The organism is Rubrimonas cliftonensis, from assembly GCF_900107585.1.
GTDB lineage: Bacteria > Pseudomonadota > Alphaproteobacteria > Rhodobacterales > Rhodobacteraceae > Rubrimonas > Rubrimonas cliftonensis.
Genome location: NZ_FNQM01000018.1, coordinates 12931 through 27899 on the forward strand (window position 1 = coordinate 12931; position 14969 = coordinate 27899).

The window sequence follows — 14969 nt, forward strand, 5'->3', positions numbered from 1 at the left end:
GGCGATGGGCGGACACGGTCAGGAGATGGCGGCGGCGTGGCTCGCCGTGACGGACCATGCGGACAGGCTCAGGCCGCAGCCGCTGCGGGCGCTGGTCGCCCAGCCGGGCCGGGCGCAGGCGCTGACGGCGGCGCTGGACGACCTGACGCTCGATCTCACGAAGGAGAAGCTGGACGCCGGCGCGCTGGCGGCGCTGATCTCGCTGGTGCAGGCGTCGGGCGCGCCGGCGCTGCGCGACGCCATGGCCGACGGCAAGCCGGTCAACAACACCGAGAACCGCCCGGCGCTGCACATGGCGCTGCGCGGCTCCGTGGCCCCTGACACGCCGGGCGTCGCGGAGGTCGCCGCGGTGCGCGCGCGCTTTCTCGCCTTCGCCGAGGCCGTGCGCTCGGGCGCCTACGTCGCCGCCGACGGCGGCCGCTTCACCGACGTGATCAACATCGGCATCGGCGGCTCCGACCTCGGCCCGGTGATGGCCGTGCGCGCGCTGGCGGCGGACGCCGACGGGCCGCGCGTCCACTTCGTCTCGAACGTGGACGGCGCGCATCTGGCCGACGTCACGCGCGGGCTCGACCCCGCGCGCACCATGGTGATCGTCGCCTCCAAGACCTTCACGACGCAGGAGACCATGACCAACGCGCACTCCGCGCGGGCGTGGCTGCGCGCGGCGGCGGGGGAGGCGGGCGACGGCCACCTCGCCGCCGTCTCGACCAACCTCGACGCCTGCGCGGCGTTCGGCGTGCCGGAGGACCGCGTGTTCGGCTTCTGGGACTGGGTGGGCGGGCGCTATTCGCTCTGGGGCGCCATCGGGCTGCCCATCGCCATGGCGGTCGGCGGCGCGCGCTTCGAGCGGCTGCTCGCCGGGGCGGCGGCCATGGACCGGCATTTCCTGGAGGCGCCGCTGGAGGCAAATCTCCCCTTCCTGCTCGGCATGGTCGGGGTCTGGCGTCGGGCGATGGGTTGGCCGACCGTGGCGCTGATCCCCTACGATCAGCGGCTGGAGCGCTTTCCCGCCTATGTGCAGCAGCTCGACATGGAGTCGCTCGGCAAGGGCGTCGCGCGGTCTGGCGCGCCGCTGGAGCGGTCGTCCGGCCCGGTGATCTGGGGCGAGCCCGGCACCAACGCGCAGCACTCCTTCTTCCAGCTTCTGCACCAGGGCACGGACGTCATCCCGGTCGAGTTCATCCTCGCCGCCGAGCCGCGGGAGACGATGGACGACCACCACGCCAAGCTCGTCGCCAACTGCCTCGCCCAGAGCGCCGCGCTCGCCTTCGGTCGGAGCGAGGAGGAGGCGCGCGCCGAGATGGCGGCGAAGGGGATGGACCCCGCGGAGATCGCCCGCCTCGCGCCGCACCGCGCGTTCCCCGGCGACCGGCCGTCGCTGACCATCCTGCACCGGCGGCTCGACGCCTTCGCGCTGGGCCGGCTGATCGCCCTCTACGAGCACCGCGTCTTCGTGGAGGCGGCGGTCTGGGGGATCAACCCGTTCGACCAGTGGGGCGTGGAGCTCGGCAAGGCCATGGCAAGCGACCTGCTGCCGGCGGTGAAGGGCGGCGACGCCTCGGGCTTCGACGCCGGCACGCGCTTCCTGCTGGACCGGCTCGCCGCGCTCTCGGCGGGCTGAGGCGGCGTTCAACCCGCGGCGCCGCTGCACGCGGCGGCGAGGCGGCGGGCGGCGACCATCTCCGCGAGGATGCTGACGGCGATCTCCTCCGGCGCCAGCGCGCCGATCTGCAGGCCGACCGGGCTGCGCAGCGCGGCTAGGCGGCCCGGCTCCGCCCCCTCGGCGGCCAGCCTCGCGCTGAGCGCGGCCGCCTTGCGCCGGCTCGCGACCATGCCGAGGAAGCCGGCGCCGCTCGCCAGAGCCTCGCGCAGCGCCGGGAGGTCGCCGAGGCCCTGCGTCGCGACGACGGCGGCGTCGCGCGGCCCCAGCGCCGCGTCTCCCGCGCCCTCCGCGCCCTCCGCGCGCGTCGCCGCGTCGCGCGCCTCGGACCGCAGGCCCATGCCGGCGCCCAGCGTCAGCAGCGCCTGCGCCACCGCGCCGTCGCCCCAGACCGCCAGACGCGGCGCCGGCGCGAAGGGCTCGACCAGCAGCTCGACCGAACCGCCAGAGGGGCAGCCGGAGCGGTAGACCGCCGCGCCGTCGGCGTCGGTCAGGTCCACCACGCGGTCGGCCGGGCGCACGCGGATGACGCGCGGGGTCGCGCCCTCGGCCAGCGCCGCCGCGGCCTCGCGCGCCGCGCGCCGCACGCAGGCGCCGCCGAGATGGCCGATGATCGCGCCGTCCGCGTCGATCGCCGCCTTGTCGCCGGGGCGCGCCGAGGTCGCGTCCTCGGTGCGCAGCACGGTGACGACGGCGAAGGGGCGCCCGCCGGCGCGCAGGGCCTGGATGGCGTCGAACACTGCGTCGGGCCCCATGGCGCGCTTCTCCCCTCAGAGCCTTGCGAACTCGCCTTCCAGCGCCGCGAGCTGGTCGAGCGTCGCGGCGGGCAGGAAGGCGTCGAGATGCGGCAGCGCGGCGGCCATCGCGGCGGCGGTCGGCGCGTAGTCGCGCCAGCCCTTGAGCGGGTTGAGCCAGACGATGCGCCCCGCGCGCCGCCGCAGCCGCGCGAGCGCGGCGCCGATCTCTCCCGCCGGCGCGGCGTCGCAGCCGTCGGACAGTATGACGACGACCGTGCGCCGGTTCACGGCCTTTGCCGCATGGCGCTCCACGAAGTCATGAAGGCACCCCGCGAGCCGGGTGCCGCCGCCGAAACCCTGCGCCATCAGGCTCAGCCGGTCTGCCGCGCGGAGGCGGTCGCGGTCGGTGAGCGCCGGCGTCGCGTCGATCAGCCGGGTGTGGAACAGCCAGGCGCGCGCCGTCTCCTGCGCACCCATGAGCCCGCGCAGGAAGGCGAGGAACACGCGGGCGTGGACCTCCATGGAGCCCGAGACGTCGAGCAGGCAGACGATGCGCATCGGCCGGTCGGGGCGGCGACGGCGGCGCAGGTCGATGGGCTCGCCGCCGCGCTGCAGGCTGGCGCGCAGGGTGCGGCGCAGGTCGAGCGCCCCGCCCCGGTTCGCGGCGCGATGGCGGCGCGAGCGCCGGTCGCGGATGGCCTTGGCGAGCCGCCCGGCGATGCGCTCGGCCTCCGCGAGGCTCTCGGGATCGGCGTAGGCGCGCAGGTCGCGGGCGGTGTCCACGCTGCGCAGCGACGCGGCGAGGCGGCCCTCGCCGCCGGCGTCCGCGGCGCCGTCGCCGTCGTCCGCCTCCGCGGCGGCGCCCGCGGCGCAGGCGGCGCCGTCTGCCGGCGCCGCGAAGGGCTGCGGCGCGCGGGTGGGGCGCTCCTGCGAACGGCGCGGGGGCGGGGCGGGGCGCGCGCGGCCGCGATTCAGCCAGAAGGCGTCGAACAGGTCGTCGAAGCGCGCGTGCTGCTCGGCATTCGCGACGCAGACCGCCCGCAGCGCCATCCGCGCCGCCTGCGGCGTCGGCGGCCCGGCGGCGGTCAGCGCCGCCAGCGCGACGCCGGTTTCGCCCGGCCCCAGCGCGAAGCCGTTGAGCCGCAGGTGGTCGATGAAGTCCGACAGCCGCGCCGCCGGGCCGCCGGCGCGCGCCGGAAAGCGGGTGACGCGGCTCATGACCTGACCGGCGCGGGGTTCATGGCGCGCTTCGCGCTGGGGCTCACGGCGCGCTTCGCTCGGGGGCTCACGGCGCGCCGCTCACGCCGCCCGCCCGGCGAGGCGCTGGACCACCTCGGGCGTGATCGCGGCGCTGTCGGCCTCGGTCTTGAGCAGGCAGACCATCGTGGCGTGCAGGGCGGCGGGGTCGTCGGTCAGGTCGTTGACGCCGAGGCCCGCCAGCGCGGCGGCGAAATCCAGCATCTCCGCGACGCCCGGCTTCTTCTCCAGCGCCTCGCGCCGCAGCGCCTGCACGAAGCCGACGATCTGGCCGGCGAGCTTCTCCGCGACGCCCGGCCCCCTGGCGGCGAGGATCGCCGCCTCGGTCGCGCGGTCGGGATAGTCGATCCAGGCGTAGAGACAGCGCCGCCTCAGCGCGTCCGACAGGTCGCGCGCGCCGTTGGCGGTGAGGATGACATGGGGCCGCGACGTCGCCGAGATGGTGCCGAGTTCCGGTATCGACACCTGGAAATCCGACAGGATCTCCAGCAGATACGCCTCGAACTCCTCGTCGGCGCGGTCGATCTCGTCGATCAGCAGCACCGGCGGCTCGGGCTGGCGGATCGCCTCCAGCAGCGGGCGCGTCAGCAGGAACTCCTGCGAGAACACGCGTGTCTCGTCGGCGTCGCCGCCAGCGCGGATCGCAAGCAGCTGCCGCTGGTAGTTCCACTCGTAGATGGCGTGCCCGGCGTCGAGCCCCTCGTAGCACTGCAGCCGGATCAGCCGCGCGCCCAGCATTCCCGCCAGCGTCTTGGCCAGTTCGGTCTTGCCGACGCCGGCGGCGCCCTCCAGCAGCAGGGGGCGGCCCAGCGTCAGCGCCAGATGCAGCGCCATGGCGAGCGCGTCGGAGGCGACATAGCCCGTCGCCGCCAGCCGCGCCCGCAGGTCGGTCCAGCCCGAAGCCCCGGCCATCGCCTCAGCCGTGCAGGCCGAGGCCGTTGGCGATGCGCCACACCCGCCAGTGGTCATGCGGCATGTGGGCGTGGGTCAGGCCGAAGGGCTTGAACGCGTCCATCACCGCGTTGGAGAACATCGGCACGCCGCCGACATTGGGGCTCTCGCCGACGCCCTTGGCCCCGATGGGGTGGTGCGGCGAGGGCGTCACGGTGTGGTCGGTCTCGTAATGCGGCGTCTCGACGGCGGTGGGGATGAAGAAGTCCATCAGCGTGCCGGTGGTGACGTTGCCGTCCTCGTCATAGGCGATCTCCTGCCCCATCGCGATGGCCAGCGCCTCGGTCAGCCCGCCATGCACCTGACCCTCGATGATCATAGGGTTGATCCGCGTGCCGCAATCGTCGAGCGCATAGACGCGGCGCACGTCGCAAACGCCGGTGTCCACATCCACGTCCATCACGCAGATGTAGGCCCCGAACGGATAGGTCATGTTCGGCGGGTCGTAGTAGCTGACGGCCTCCAAGCCCGGCTCCAGCCCCGGAATCGCCTGATTGTAGGCGGCGAAGGCGATCTCCTTCATGGTCTTGAAGCGCTCCGGCGCGCCCTTGATCTGGAAGCGGTCGACGTCGAACTCCACGTCGTCGTCGTGGACTTCGAGCAGATACGCCGCGATCATCTGGGCCTTGGCCCTGATCTTGCGCCCCGCCATCGCCGTCGCCGCGCCGGCCACCGGGGTCGAGCGCGAGCCGTAGGTGCCGAGGCCGTAGGGGGCCGTATCGGTGTCGCCCTCCTCCACGGTGATGTCGTCGGCTGGGATGCCGATCTCGCTGGCGAGGATCTGCGCGAAGGTCGTCGCGTGGCCCTGGCCCTGGGAGATGGTGCCGAGCCGCGCGATGGCCGAGCCGGTGGGGTGGATGCGGATCTCGCAGCTGTCGAACATCCCCAGCCCGAGGATGTCGCAGTTCTTGACCGGCCCGGCGCCGACGATCTCGGTGAAGAACGCGACGCCGACGCCCATGAGCGAGCGCGACTCGCCGCGCTTGAAGGCTTCCAGCCGCTCCGCCTGCTCGGCGCGCAGGCCCTTGTAGTCGACCGCCGCCAGCGCCTGTTCCATCGCCGTGTGATAGTCGCCGCTGTCGTATTCCCAGCCCAGCGCGGAGTGGTAGGGGAACTGGTCCTTGCGGATGAAGTTCTTCAGCCGCAGCTCGACCGGGTCCATGCCGAGCTTGATGGCGAGGATGTCCACCATGCGCTCGATGAAATAGGCGGCCTCGGTCACGCGGAACGAGCAGCGATAGGCGACCCCGCCGGGCGCCTTGTTGGTGTAGACGCCGTCCACCCCGACATAGGCCACGGGAATGTCGTAGCTGCCGGTGCAGATGTTGAAGAAGCCCGCCGGGAACTTGGTGGGGTCGGCGCAGGCGTCGAAGCCGCCATGGTCGGCGGTGACGTGGCACCAGAGCCCGGTGATGCGCCCGTCCTTGGTGGCGGCGATGCGGCCGTCCATCCAGTAGTCGCGCGCGAAGGCGGTGGTCATCAGGTTGTCCATCCGGTCCTCGACCCACTTCACGGGCCGCCCCGTTACGATGGACGCGACGATGGAGCAGACATAGCCGGGATAGACGCCGACCTTGTTGCCGAAACCGCCGCCGATGTCGGGCGAGATCACGCGGATGTTGTGCTCGGCGATGCCGGAGATCAGCGAGGCGACCGTGCGCACGGCGTGCGGCGCCTGGAACGTGCCCCAGAGCGTCAGCTTGCCGGTGATCTTGTCCATGGAGGCGACGCAGCCGCAGGTCTCCAGCGGGCAGGGATGGGTGCGGTGGTAGTGGATGCGCTCCTCGGCCACCACGTCGGCGCCGTCGATCACGGCTTCGGTTGCGGCCCTGTCGCCCTGCTCCCACAGGAAGATGTGGTTGTGGTGGCGGCGGGGGCCGTGGGCGCCCTCGGTCTTGCCGGCGAGGTCCTCGCGCAGCACCGGGGCGTCGGGCTCCAGCGCCTTGAAGGGATCGGTGACGACGGGCAGCGCCTCATAGTCCACCTCGACCAGCTCGATGGCGTCGGCGCAGGCGTAGCGGTTCTCGGCGACGACGAAGGCGACTTCCTGGCCCTGGTAGAGCACCTTGCCGTCGGCCAGCACCATCTGCCTGTCGCCCGCCAGCGTCGGCATCCAGTGCAGGCCGAGCGGCGCGAGGTCCTCCGCCGTCAGCACCGCGATCACGCCGGGCACTGCAAGGGCGGCCTCCTTGTTTACCGAGACGACGCGCGCATGGGCGTATGGCGAGCGCACGAAATCGCCGAAAACCATGTCCTTGAGTTTGATGTCGTCGACATAGGCGCCCTTGCCCTGCGTGAAGCGCACGTCCTCGACGCGCTTGCGCGACGAGCCGAGGCCCTTGAGCGCGGCGGCGCGGTCGCCGGCCGGGGGGATCATCTCGTTCATTCGGCGGCCTCCTTCTGCGCCTGCATCACGGGCGCGGCGGCGAGAACCGCCTTGACGATGTTCTGGTAGCCGGTGCAGCGGCAGAGGTTGCCGGCCAGCCCGAAGCGCACTTCCGCCTCGGTCGGGCTGGGGTTCTCCTGCAGCAGCCTGTAGGCGCGGGTGATCATGCCGGGGGTGCAGTAGCCGCATTGCAGCCCGTGATGCTCGCGGAACGCTTCCTGAAGCGGGTGCAGCGTCCCGTCCGCCGCCGCCAGCCCCTCGACCGTGGTGATCTCGGCGCCGTTCGCCTGCGCCACGAACATGGTGCAGGCCTTCACCGAGCGGCCGCCCATGTCCACCGTGCAGGCGCCGCAATGGGAGCTCTCGCAACCGATATGCGGCCCGGTGATCCCGAGCTCCTCGCGCAGGAAGTGGATGAGCAGGGTGCGCGGCTCGGCGAGCGCCTCGACGGCCTTGCCGTTGACCGTGAGCTTGACGTGCATCTTCGACATCTGGCTGACCCTCCTCAGGCGCGGCTGGCGGCGCGGGCGACGGCCCGGCGCAGCATCACGCCGGCGACGTGGCGCTTGAACTCCACCGGCCCGCGCGTGTCGGCGCCCGGTGCGATGTCGCCCTGCATGGCGGCGACCGCCGCATCCAGCGCGGCGGCGTCGAGCGGCGAGCCGACCAGCGCATCCGCCGCGGCCTGCGAGAAGATCGGCCGGTCGGCGAGGTTGGTCATGGCGACGGACGCCGCCGCGCAGCGCCCGCCCTCCATCCGCAGCAGCACGGCGGCGGCGGCGGTGGCGTAGTCGCCGATCTTGCGCTTCTGCTTCTCGTAGGCGTAGCCGGCGCCCGCATGGCCGGAGAAGGCGATCTCGCTGAGGATCTCGTCCTCTGCGCGCGCGGTGTCGTAGGCGCCGAAGTAGAATTCCCGCGCCCTCACCTGCCGCGCGCCCTCCGGGCCGACCAGCGTGAAGGCGGCGTCGAGGCACTGCATCAGGCCGGGCATGTCGTTGCCGGGGTCGCCGTTGGCGAGGTTGCCGCCGATGGTGCCCATGTAGCGCACCTGCGGGTCGGCGATCTGCAGCGCGGCCTCGCGCACCAGCGGCGCGGCCTGCGCGAGCGCGGCGTCCTCGATCAGCATGTGCTGCGTCGTCATGGCGCCGATGCGGACCTCGCCGCCCGAGACCGCGATCCCCGCCAGCCCCTCCACGCCCTGGAGGTCGATGAGATGCGCCGGCGCCGCCATGCGCAGCTTCATCATCGGGATGAGGCTGTGGCCGCCGGCGACCACGCGCGCATCCTCGCCCAGCGACGCGACAAGGCGCGCAGCCTCCTGCACCGTCGCGGGACGGTGGTAGTCGAACGATCCGGGGATCATGCCCCCTCCCTGATGTTGTCTTCGCGCGTTTTGATCGCGCCTGACCTAGAGCTAGCGCGACAGTGCGCCGCAGGAAAGCGGGAATCGCGCCGCCCTTCAGGGAAGCCGGAGCGTGACGGCGGGGCCGGGGTCGACGTCGGGCGCCAGGACGAGCTCAGGCGCCGTCGCCTCGCGGATCAGCCGGTACTTCACCAGCGCGTCCGAATACTCGCGGTAGAACGCAAGCACCGCGTCCCACGGCCCGCTGACCTGACGCATCCCCGAGATGAAGGCCACCAGCACGCCGACGGTCGTCTCGCCCCTGACGGCCATCGCCCCGCCGACCAGCAGCACCAGCATCAGCGCGCCCTTCTCCGTCGCGCTGAGCAGGGCCTTGAGGGTCGCCTTGAACACGTTCATGCGCAGGCGCAGCCGGTATGCGAGGCGCAGCTCGCCGAGCGCGAGACGGCCGGCGCCGCGCGCCGCGCCGGCGCCGATGTCCTGCGCCGCGCGGCGGACCGCCTTCACCCGCCGCGCCGACATCCGGTTGATGCGCTGCTGGATCAGCGGGGTCATGAGCGCCTGCAGCGCCAGGCCGCCCACGCCGATCGCCGCGAGGCCCGGCTCGGTCGCCGCCATGAAGCCGAAGACGCCCAGCAGGGCGCCGCCCTCCACCAGCGGCACGTTGATCGCCTCCGCCGCGAAGCCGCCCAGCGGATAGGCCTCCTCCGCGACGATGGCCGTCACGGGGCCGGCGGCCCGCGCCCGTTCCGGTTCCCCGCGTCTGAGCTGGGCGTCGAGCACGCGCTGCCGAAGATACCGCGCGACATGCGCGGCGATGAGGCCCCTTGCGTAGTAGATCGCGAACTTCACGCCCGCGGCCGCCAGCATGGCCGCGGCGAAGGCGAGGACGAGCAGCCCGAGCAGCGAGAGGTCGCCGGCAGGGATCGCGTCGTCGATGATCCGCCGCTGCACCTCGAGCGGCAGCACCGAGAGCGGCGGGATCAGCAGCGCCATCAGGATCACCGCGACCTGCTGGGCGGCGCTGCGCCGAAGGATCAGCGTGTAGATGCTCTCGGGCAGGGGCCCGCGGTCGAAACGCCGCACTCGTCGCTCCTCCGACGGGGTGCGCCGACGCCGGCGCGAGATGAAGGAACTGTGAACATCGGGCGCCGGGGAACCGCCCGCAAGCGGCTCACGCCTTGCGGGGCGGCTTGCCGAAGCGCATTCCCGGCGCCGACAGCCGGTCCGCCCCGCCGATCCAGGCGTAGGCGAGCAGGCATGGCGCCTTGTCGCCGACCGTGATGCGGTGGTGCTGGCCAGGGCGGTTGAGGATCAGCGACCCCGGCGCGTACACCGCCGCGTCGTTCTCCGACCACGCGCCGGCGAGCGAGACGTAGCTCTCCTCGATCCCCTCATGGGCGTGCTGCGGATAGACCGCGCCGGGACTGAACAGCACGAGCCCGAGGATGACCTCGTCCGAGGCGACAGGGCCGCGCGGCCCGGCGAGCTCGGCGAAGGCGTAGCGGCTCGCGAGCGCGCCGGGCATCCGGTCATAGCCGTACTCCCACGCGAGCTCGGGCGCGACGCGGCTCAGCGTGCGCCCCATGGAGGCGAGCGGGCCGTTGGCCGCGAGGTCGAGCGCCCGCGGCAGATGCGCGGTGACGGGGCGGCTTTCCGGCTGGCGCGGGATGAAGGGCGGATTTGACTGCATCAGCCGCCCCAGCGCGTCGCGCACCCGCTTCTGGTGGCTGCGGATGATCGCGCTGCCGCCGGCTGAGCTGCGCCGGTAGACCTCGTCGAGGTCGGTCAGAAGCCAGCGCCAGTCCGCCCATTGCGAGAGGCGCTGGGGGGCGGGCTCCGGCGCCGGGGCAGGTTCGGGTTCGGGCTCGGGTTCCCGCGGCGCCCCGGTCGCCCCGTCGCAGGCGCTGCCGGTCGCGGTTTCGGCCGCGGGTCCGGCCGCGCCGGTCACGACGCGCCCATCCCGATGCGCATGGCCAGCCGGCGCGCGAAGGGCAGGCGGGCGACGGCGGCGAGACCCAGCCGGCGCAGGTCGCGCAGCGGCTGCGCCTCGGCGCGCGCCGCGCGGTTCAGAGCGTCCACCCCGGCCACCCGCGCGAGCGTCTCGGGCTGGCGCCGGCGGGCGTAGGCCGAGAGCAGCGCGGGGCCGCCGATGTCCTCGCCGCGCTCCCGCGCCGAGGCGAGGCGGCCGGCGAGATCCTCCAGATCGGCCAGCGACATGTTGAGCCCCTGCGCCCCGATGGGCGGGATGACGTGGACCGCCTCGGCGATCAGCGCGGTCCGGCGCGCGGTCATCGCCGTGGAGACCTGCCCGACGATCGGCCAGGCGGCCATGCGCCCGACGCGCTCCAGCCTGCCGAGCACGTCGAGCCCGCGGTAGTTCAGCGCCCCGTGGAAGGCGGCGTCGTCCATCGCCGCCAGCCGGTCCGCCTCGGCCGCGGGGGCCATCCACACGACCGAGGACATGTGGCGCCCGTCATGGTCCTGCATCGGCACCAGCGTGAACGGCCCGCCGGCGCGGTGGATCTCCGTCGAGACGCCGCCATGGGGGCGGGGGTGGCTCACGGCGAAGACCAGCGCCTTCTGGCCGTAATCCCAGCGCCGCGCCGAGACGCCGGCGAAGCGCCGCACCGCGCTGTCGCGCCCGTCCGCCCCGATCACGAGGCGCGCGCGCAGCGCCGTCCCGTCGCCGAGCCGGGCGAGCGCGGCGTCCTCCCGCAGGGTCAGCGCCTCCAGCGCCGCGGGCGCGCGCACCGGGACGTCGAGCGCGGCCAGACGCTCCTGCAGCGCCGCGCGCGCGGCGGCGTTCTGCACGTTCCAGCCGAACGGGCGGTCGCCGACCTCGCCGCTGTCGAAGTCCGCCGTCTCCCGCGCGACGTTCTCCCGCCCGCCGGCGTCGAGGATGCGCATGGTCCAGAGCGCCTCGGCGCCGGCGCCCATCGCCTCCCAGGCGCCGGCGCGGCGCAGCGTCTCGACGGCCGGCTGCAGGAAGGCGGTGGTGCGCAGGTCTGCCCCCGCCTGCGCCACGTCTGTCGGCGGCGGCGCGGCGCGGTCGGCCAGGACGACGGAGAAGCCGTCCGACGCCAGCCGCGCCGCCGCCGCCATGCCGGCGAGGCCGCCGCCGACCACGAGGATGTCGATGCGCTCCATGGGCGGTCCCTCTCAGGCGGCGATTCGGGTCAGGAAGGCGGCGAGGTCGTCGGCGACGTGGTGGACGTGATCCTGACGCGCCTCGGCCGCGTCGGCGGGACGCCAGATCGTCGCCATGCCGAGCTCGGACGGCACGCGGAGGTTGCGCTGACAGTCCTCCACCATCGCACCGAGCAGCGGGTCGAAGCCGTCGGCGCCGAAGACGGTCTCGAAGGCGGCGCGCTGGGGCTTCACGACATAGCCGGCGTCCTCGACGCCATAGACCGCCTCGAAACAGCCCGAGAGCCCGAGCGCGGCGGCGACGCCGGCGCCATGGGCGCGCGACCCGTTGGTGTAGATCACCTTGCGGCCCGGCAGCGCGTCGATGGCGTCGCGCAGCGCGTGATCCTGCGCGACGGCGCTGAGGTCGATGGCGTGCACGTCGTCGAGGAACGGGTCCGGCGCGACGCCGTGCCGCGCCATCAGCCCCGCCAGCGTGGTGCCGTGGGCGTGGAAATACTCCACCCGCAGGGCCTCCGCCGCCTCGCGGCTGATCGAGAGCGCGCGCATCACATAGTCGGTGATGCGCGCGCTCACCTGCTCCCACAGGCCGAGGCCGGGGGCGTAGAGGGTGTTGTCGAGATCGAACACCCAGGTTTCGACGGCGCGCAGGCCGTGCGGCTCAGTCCAGCGGGTCATGCTTCAGCGCCACGCCGTTCATGCAGTAGCGCAGGCCCGTGGGCTTCGGCCCGTCGGGAAAGACGTGGCCGAGATGGGCGTCGCAGCGGGCGCAGAGCACCTCCGTTCGCCGCATCAGCCAGCTCCGGTCCTCCTTCTCCGCCACCGCCTCGTGGTCGATCGGCCGGAAGAAGCTCGGCCATCCGGTGCCGCTGTCGAACTTGGCGTCGCTCTCGAAGAGCGGCGCGTCGCAGCATGCGCAGCGGTAGACCGCGGCTCCCTTGGGGAAGTCGTCATGGGTGAAGGCGCGTTCGGTGCCGTGCTTGCGTGTCACGCGGTAGGCCTCGTCCGAGAGCTGGGTGCGCCACTCCGCGTCGGTCTTGACGATTTTATCCATTCCATCCCACTCATTTTTTGCGCCTTCGTGACGCGGCTGCGCGGCGCGTCACGCCTATGTCGCAACGGTGTTGTATCGCAGGCTCGACATAGCTCGCAAAGACGGTGTGCGGAGGGGTGATGCCGGTCTTTTTACGGGGACGCTACGCGGTTCGGCTTGCGATGGGCGAGGAGGACGTGCGGGCCGCCCAGCGCCTGCGTTACCTCACCTTCATCGAGGGCCGCGGCATGGCGCCGGCGAAGGAGGGGCCGCGGGCGCAGGGGCTGGACGCCGACGATCTCGACGCCGCCTGCGACCACATGCTGGTCGAGGACAAGCGCTCGGGCCAGCTCGTGTGCTGCTTCCGGATGATGCGGCTGGACGACGGCTCCCAGATCGCCCGCAGCTACTCGGCGCGCTACTACGACCTCTCCGCGCTGGCGGACTATCCCGGCCCGATGGTCGAGATGGGGCGCTTCTGCATCCACCCCGCCTTTCGCGACCCCGACGTGCTGCGCGCGGCCTGGGGCGCGATGACGCGCTACGTCGACGAGCGCAAGGTCGGGATGCTGTTCGGCTGCTCCAGCTTCGAAGGGGTGGACGCCGAGGGCTACATGGACGCCTTCGCTCTGCTGAAGGAGCGCCATCTCGCGCCGCCGCGGTGGCTGCCGCGCGTCAAGGCGCCCAAGGTGTTCCGCTTCGCCTCGATGCTCGGCCTGCGCCGGCCCGACATGAAACTCGCGATGCGGCGCATGCCGCCGCTGCTGCGCACCTATCTCGTGATGGGGGGGTGGGTCTCCGACCACGCGGTGATCGACAACGACCTCAACACCCTGCACGTCTTCACCGGGGTCGAGATCGCGCGCGTGCCGGAGGCCCGCGTCAGGCTGCTGCGCGGGGCGTGACCGTCCCGGCTCCGATCGCGGGGGGCCGCGCTGGACTGGATCGCGCCGGCCTGAGCTGCGCCGGCCTGAGCTGCGCCGGCCTGAGCTGCGCCGGCCTGAGCTGCGCCGGCCTGAGCTGCGCCGGCCTGAGCTGCGCCGGCCTCGACCGCGCCGGACCGGGCCGCGCTGGACTGGGCGCGCCGCCTGGCGCAGTCTGCCGGTCATGATCCGCCATCCCTTCCTCGCGGCGCTCGCCGCACCGCCCTCGGCCGAGACCGCCGCCTTCAACGCCGCGCTGGAGGCGCAGCTCGCCGTGCTGCCGGCGACCCATGAGGCGCCGCCCGAAGTCACCCGCGCGGCGCGCGCCGCCGGCAAGGGCGTGTTTCCGCCCGGCGGGCCGCTCGACAGCGCCGCTTGGCGGCCGGCCCCGACGCCGCAGGGCCGCGTGCGGGTGACGACGCCGCGCGGCGCGGCGGGCGCCGCCCCGCGCGGCGTGTTCCTCCATGTCCATGGCGGCGGCTGGACGCTGGGCGCGCCCGAATACTGCGATGTGGCGAACGCCGCGCTCGCGGAGGCGACCGGCTGGACGGTCGTCTCGGCCCCCTACCGCCTCGCCCCGGAACATCCCTGGCCGGCCTGCGCCGACGACGTCGAAGCCGCGGCGCTTTGGCTGGCGCAGGAGGCCGGCGCATCCTTCGGGACCGAGCGGCTCGCCATCGGCGGCGAGAGCGCCGGCGCGCATCTGGCGATGGTGGCGCTGCTTCGCCTGCGCGACCGTGGCGCGACCTCGGAGGGCGCAGTCGGCGGGCCGGGCGGGACGTTCCGCGGCGCCGTCCTGAACTACGGCGCGTTCGATCTGTCGATGACGCCCTCCATGCGCGCATGGGGAGAGCGCAAGCTCGTGCTGTCGACGCCGACGGTGGCGTGGTTCGTCGCCAACCTCGCGCTGGACGATCCGGCGAGCCCCGCCGTCTCGCCGCTGCGCGCGGCGCTTCGCGGGCTTCCCCCGACGCTCCTGCAGGTCGGCACCGCCGATCCGCTGATCGACGACACCACCTTCATGGCCGCGCGGCTCGCCGCGGCCGGCGCGCCCGTCGATCTGCGCATCCACCCCGGCGGCGTGCACGCCTTCGACGCCTTCGACCTCGCCATCGCGCGCGACGCCCGCGCGGCCGCAGCCGGTTTCCTCAACGCAATCGCGTGAGCGCGCTGGCGTCGCGGGGTCCGGGCGCGTAGCTGAGGCGCAGGCGAGGGGAGTGGGCCAATGATCCGTTTCATCGGCGCCGCGCTGCTGATCGCAGGCGCGGCGGGGCTGGCGTGGGACGTCGCTTCATGGCTCGGCGGGGCCGGCTTCCGGCTGCATGCGATCGGCGAGGCGTGGTTCACGCTCCACCCAGACAGCCTGCAACTCGCTCAGCCGGCGCTGGAGCGCCATGTCGCGCCGTTCCTTTGGGATCCGGTGATGCTGACGATCCTCGAGGCGCCCGTAGTCTCCGCCGGCGGCGTCGGGCTCCTGCTTCTCCTGCTCGCGAGGCGCTGACGCCC

At 73.4% G+C, this 14969-nt stretch carries 15 protein-coding genes; 4 read left to right on the forward strand and 11 right to left on the reverse strand.

Annotated elements, in window-relative coordinates:
- Positions 1–25 precede the first annotated feature (25 nt).
- Complete coding sequence (gene pgi, locus BLW43_RS18315; RefSeq protein ID WP_093255737.1) at positions 26–1624, forward strand: glucose-6-phosphate isomerase; 1599 nt, start codon at positions 26–28, stop codon at positions 1622–1624.
- Between the two features lie 8 nt (positions 1625–1632).
- Here the strand turns inward: pgi and BLW43_RS18320 are convergent, their stop codons facing one another.
- The 11 genes from BLW43_RS18320 to msrB all read right to left on the reverse strand — a co-directional run bounded on the left by BLW43_RS18320 (position 1633) and on the right by msrB (position 12561).
- Positions 1633–2418: an XdhC family protein gene (locus BLW43_RS18320; RefSeq protein ID WP_093255677.1), complete on the reverse strand. Its 786-nt coding sequence runs from the start codon at positions 2416–2418 to the stop codon at positions 1633–1635.
- A 15-nt stretch (positions 2419–2433) separates the two neighbouring features.
- On the reverse strand, positions 2434–3618 hold the full coding sequence (locus tag BLW43_RS18325; protein WP_093255678.1) for a vWA domain-containing protein: 1185 nt from the start codon (positions 3616–3618) through the stop codon (positions 2434–2436).
- Positions 3619–3699: 81 nt separating this feature from the next.
- Positions 3700–4569, reverse strand: a complete 870-nt coding sequence (locus tag BLW43_RS18330; RefSeq protein ID WP_093255680.1) for an AAA family ATPase — start codon at positions 4567–4569, stop codon at positions 3700–3702.
- A 4-nt stretch (positions 4570–4573) separates the two neighbouring features.
- The gene (locus BLW43_RS18335; protein ID WP_093255681.1) at positions 4574–6994 is read right to left on the reverse strand and encodes an aerobic carbon-monoxide dehydrogenase large subunit; all 2421 of its coding nucleotides are present in this window, start codon (positions 6992–6994) and stop codon (positions 4574–4576) included.
- Positions 6991–7485 (reverse strand): (2Fe-2S)-binding protein, encoded by a 495-nt coding sequence (locus BLW43_RS18340; RefSeq protein ID WP_093255683.1) that lies wholly within the window; start codon positions 7483–7485, stop codon positions 6991–6993. The genes BLW43_RS18335 and BLW43_RS18340 overlap by 4 nt, the downstream gene beginning before the upstream one ends.
- 14 nt (positions 7486–7499) lie before the next feature.
- Positions 7500–8357, reverse strand: coding sequence for an FAD binding domain-containing protein (locus tag BLW43_RS18345; RefSeq protein ID WP_093255684.1), 858 nt, complete (start codon positions 8355–8357; stop codon positions 7500–7502).
- Positions 8358–8453: 96 nt separating this feature from the next.
- Entirely contained in the window at positions 8454–9443 is a 990-nt protein-coding gene (locus BLW43_RS18350; protein ID WP_093255686.1) for an ABC transporter transmembrane domain-containing protein, read from the reverse strand.
- An 88-nt stretch (positions 9444–9531) separates the two neighbouring features.
- Complete coding sequence (locus BLW43_RS18355; protein ID WP_425441196.1) at positions 9532–10149, reverse strand: dimethylsulfonioproprionate lyase family protein; 618 nt, start codon at positions 10147–10149, stop codon at positions 9532–9534.
- A gap of 155 nt (positions 10150–10304) precedes the next feature.
- Positions 10305–11507 (reverse strand): FAD-dependent monooxygenase, encoded by a 1203-nt coding sequence (locus BLW43_RS18360; protein ID WP_093255690.1) that lies wholly within the window; start codon positions 11505–11507, stop codon positions 10305–10307.
- Between the two features lie 12 nt (positions 11508–11519).
- A complete protein-coding gene (locus BLW43_RS18365) occupies positions 11520–12185 on the reverse strand; it encodes a pyrimidine 5'-nucleotidase (protein WP_093255691.1) in 666 nt (221 codons plus the stop codon).
- A complete protein-coding gene (msrB, locus tag BLW43_RS18370; protein WP_093255693.1) occupies positions 12169–12561 on the reverse strand; it encodes a peptide-methionine (R)-S-oxide reductase MsrB in 393 nt (130 codons plus the stop codon). Before msrB ends, BLW43_RS18365 begins: the two co-directional genes overlap by 17 nt.
- A gap of 119 nt (positions 12562–12680) precedes the next feature.
- On the opposite strand from msrB, the gene BLW43_RS18375 reads away from it, so the two are divergent.
- The 3 genes from BLW43_RS18375 (at position 12681) to BLW43_RS18390 (ending at position 14964) form a co-directional block, all read left to right on the forward strand.
- Positions 12681–13445 (forward strand): GNAT family N-acetyltransferase, encoded by a 765-nt coding sequence (locus BLW43_RS18375; protein ID WP_093255694.1) that lies wholly within the window; start codon positions 12681–12683, stop codon positions 13443–13445.
- A gap of 202 nt (positions 13446–13647) precedes the next feature.
- Positions 13648–14628, forward strand: coding sequence for an alpha/beta hydrolase (locus tag BLW43_RS18385; protein ID WP_093255697.1), 981 nt, complete (start codon positions 13648–13650; stop codon positions 14626–14628).
- A 60-nt stretch (positions 14629–14688) separates the two neighbouring features.
- On the forward strand, positions 14689–14964 hold the full coding sequence (locus tag BLW43_RS18390; protein WP_093255699.1) for a hypothetical protein: 276 nt from the start codon (positions 14689–14691) through the stop codon (positions 14962–14964).
- The last annotated feature ends 5 nt before the right edge of the window (positions 14965–14969 follow it).

Excerpts from the sequence above, each read along its gene's own strand:
- pgi (WP_093255737.1), top strand. The coding sequence starts at position 26 with ATGGCGGCGGCGTGGCTCGCCGTGACGGACCATGCGGACAGGCTCAGG.
- BLW43_RS18320 (WP_093255677.1), bottom strand. The coding sequence starts at position 2,418 with ATGGGGCCCGACGCAGTGTTCGACGCCATCCAGGCCCTGCGCGCCGGC.
- BLW43_RS18325 (WP_093255678.1), bottom strand. The coding sequence starts at position 3,618 with ATGAGCCGCGTCACCCGCTTTCCGGCGCGCGCCGGCGGCCCGGCGGCG.
- BLW43_RS18330 (WP_093255680.1), bottom strand. The coding sequence starts at position 4,569 with ATGGCCGGGGCTTCGGGCTGGACCGACCTGCGGGCGCGGCTGGCGGCG.
- BLW43_RS18335 (WP_093255681.1), bottom strand. The coding sequence starts at position 6,994 with ATGAACGAGATGATCCCCCCGGCCGGCGACCGCGCCGCCGCGCTCAAG.
- BLW43_RS18340 (WP_093255683.1), bottom strand. The coding sequence starts at position 7,485 with ATGTCGAAGATGCACGTCAAGCTCACGGTCAACGGCAAGGCCGTCGAG.
- BLW43_RS18345 (WP_093255684.1), bottom strand. The coding sequence starts at position 8,357 with ATGATCCCCGGATCGTTCGACTACCACCGTCCCGCGACGGTGCAGGAG.
- BLW43_RS18360 (WP_093255690.1), bottom strand. The coding sequence starts at position 11,507 with ATGGAGCGCATCGACATCCTCGTGGTCGGCGGCGGCCTCGCCGGCATG.
- BLW43_RS18365 (WP_093255691.1), bottom strand. The coding sequence starts at position 12,185 with ATGACCCGCTGGACTGAGCCGCACGGCCTGCGCGCCGTCGAAACCTGG.
- msrB (WP_093255693.1), bottom strand. The coding sequence starts at position 12,561 with ATGGATAAAATCGTCAAGACCGACGCGGAGTGGCGCACCCAGCTCTCG.
- BLW43_RS18375 (WP_093255694.1), top strand. The coding sequence starts at position 12,681 with ATGCCGGTCTTTTTACGGGGACGCTACGCGGTTCGGCTTGCGATGGGC.
- BLW43_RS18385 (WP_093255697.1), top strand. The coding sequence starts at position 13,648 with ATGATCCGCCATCCCTTCCTCGCGGCGCTCGCCGCACCGCCCTCGGCC.
- BLW43_RS18390 (WP_093255699.1), top strand. The coding sequence starts at position 14,689 with ATGATCCGTTTCATCGGCGCCGCGCTGCTGATCGCAGGCGCGGCGGGG.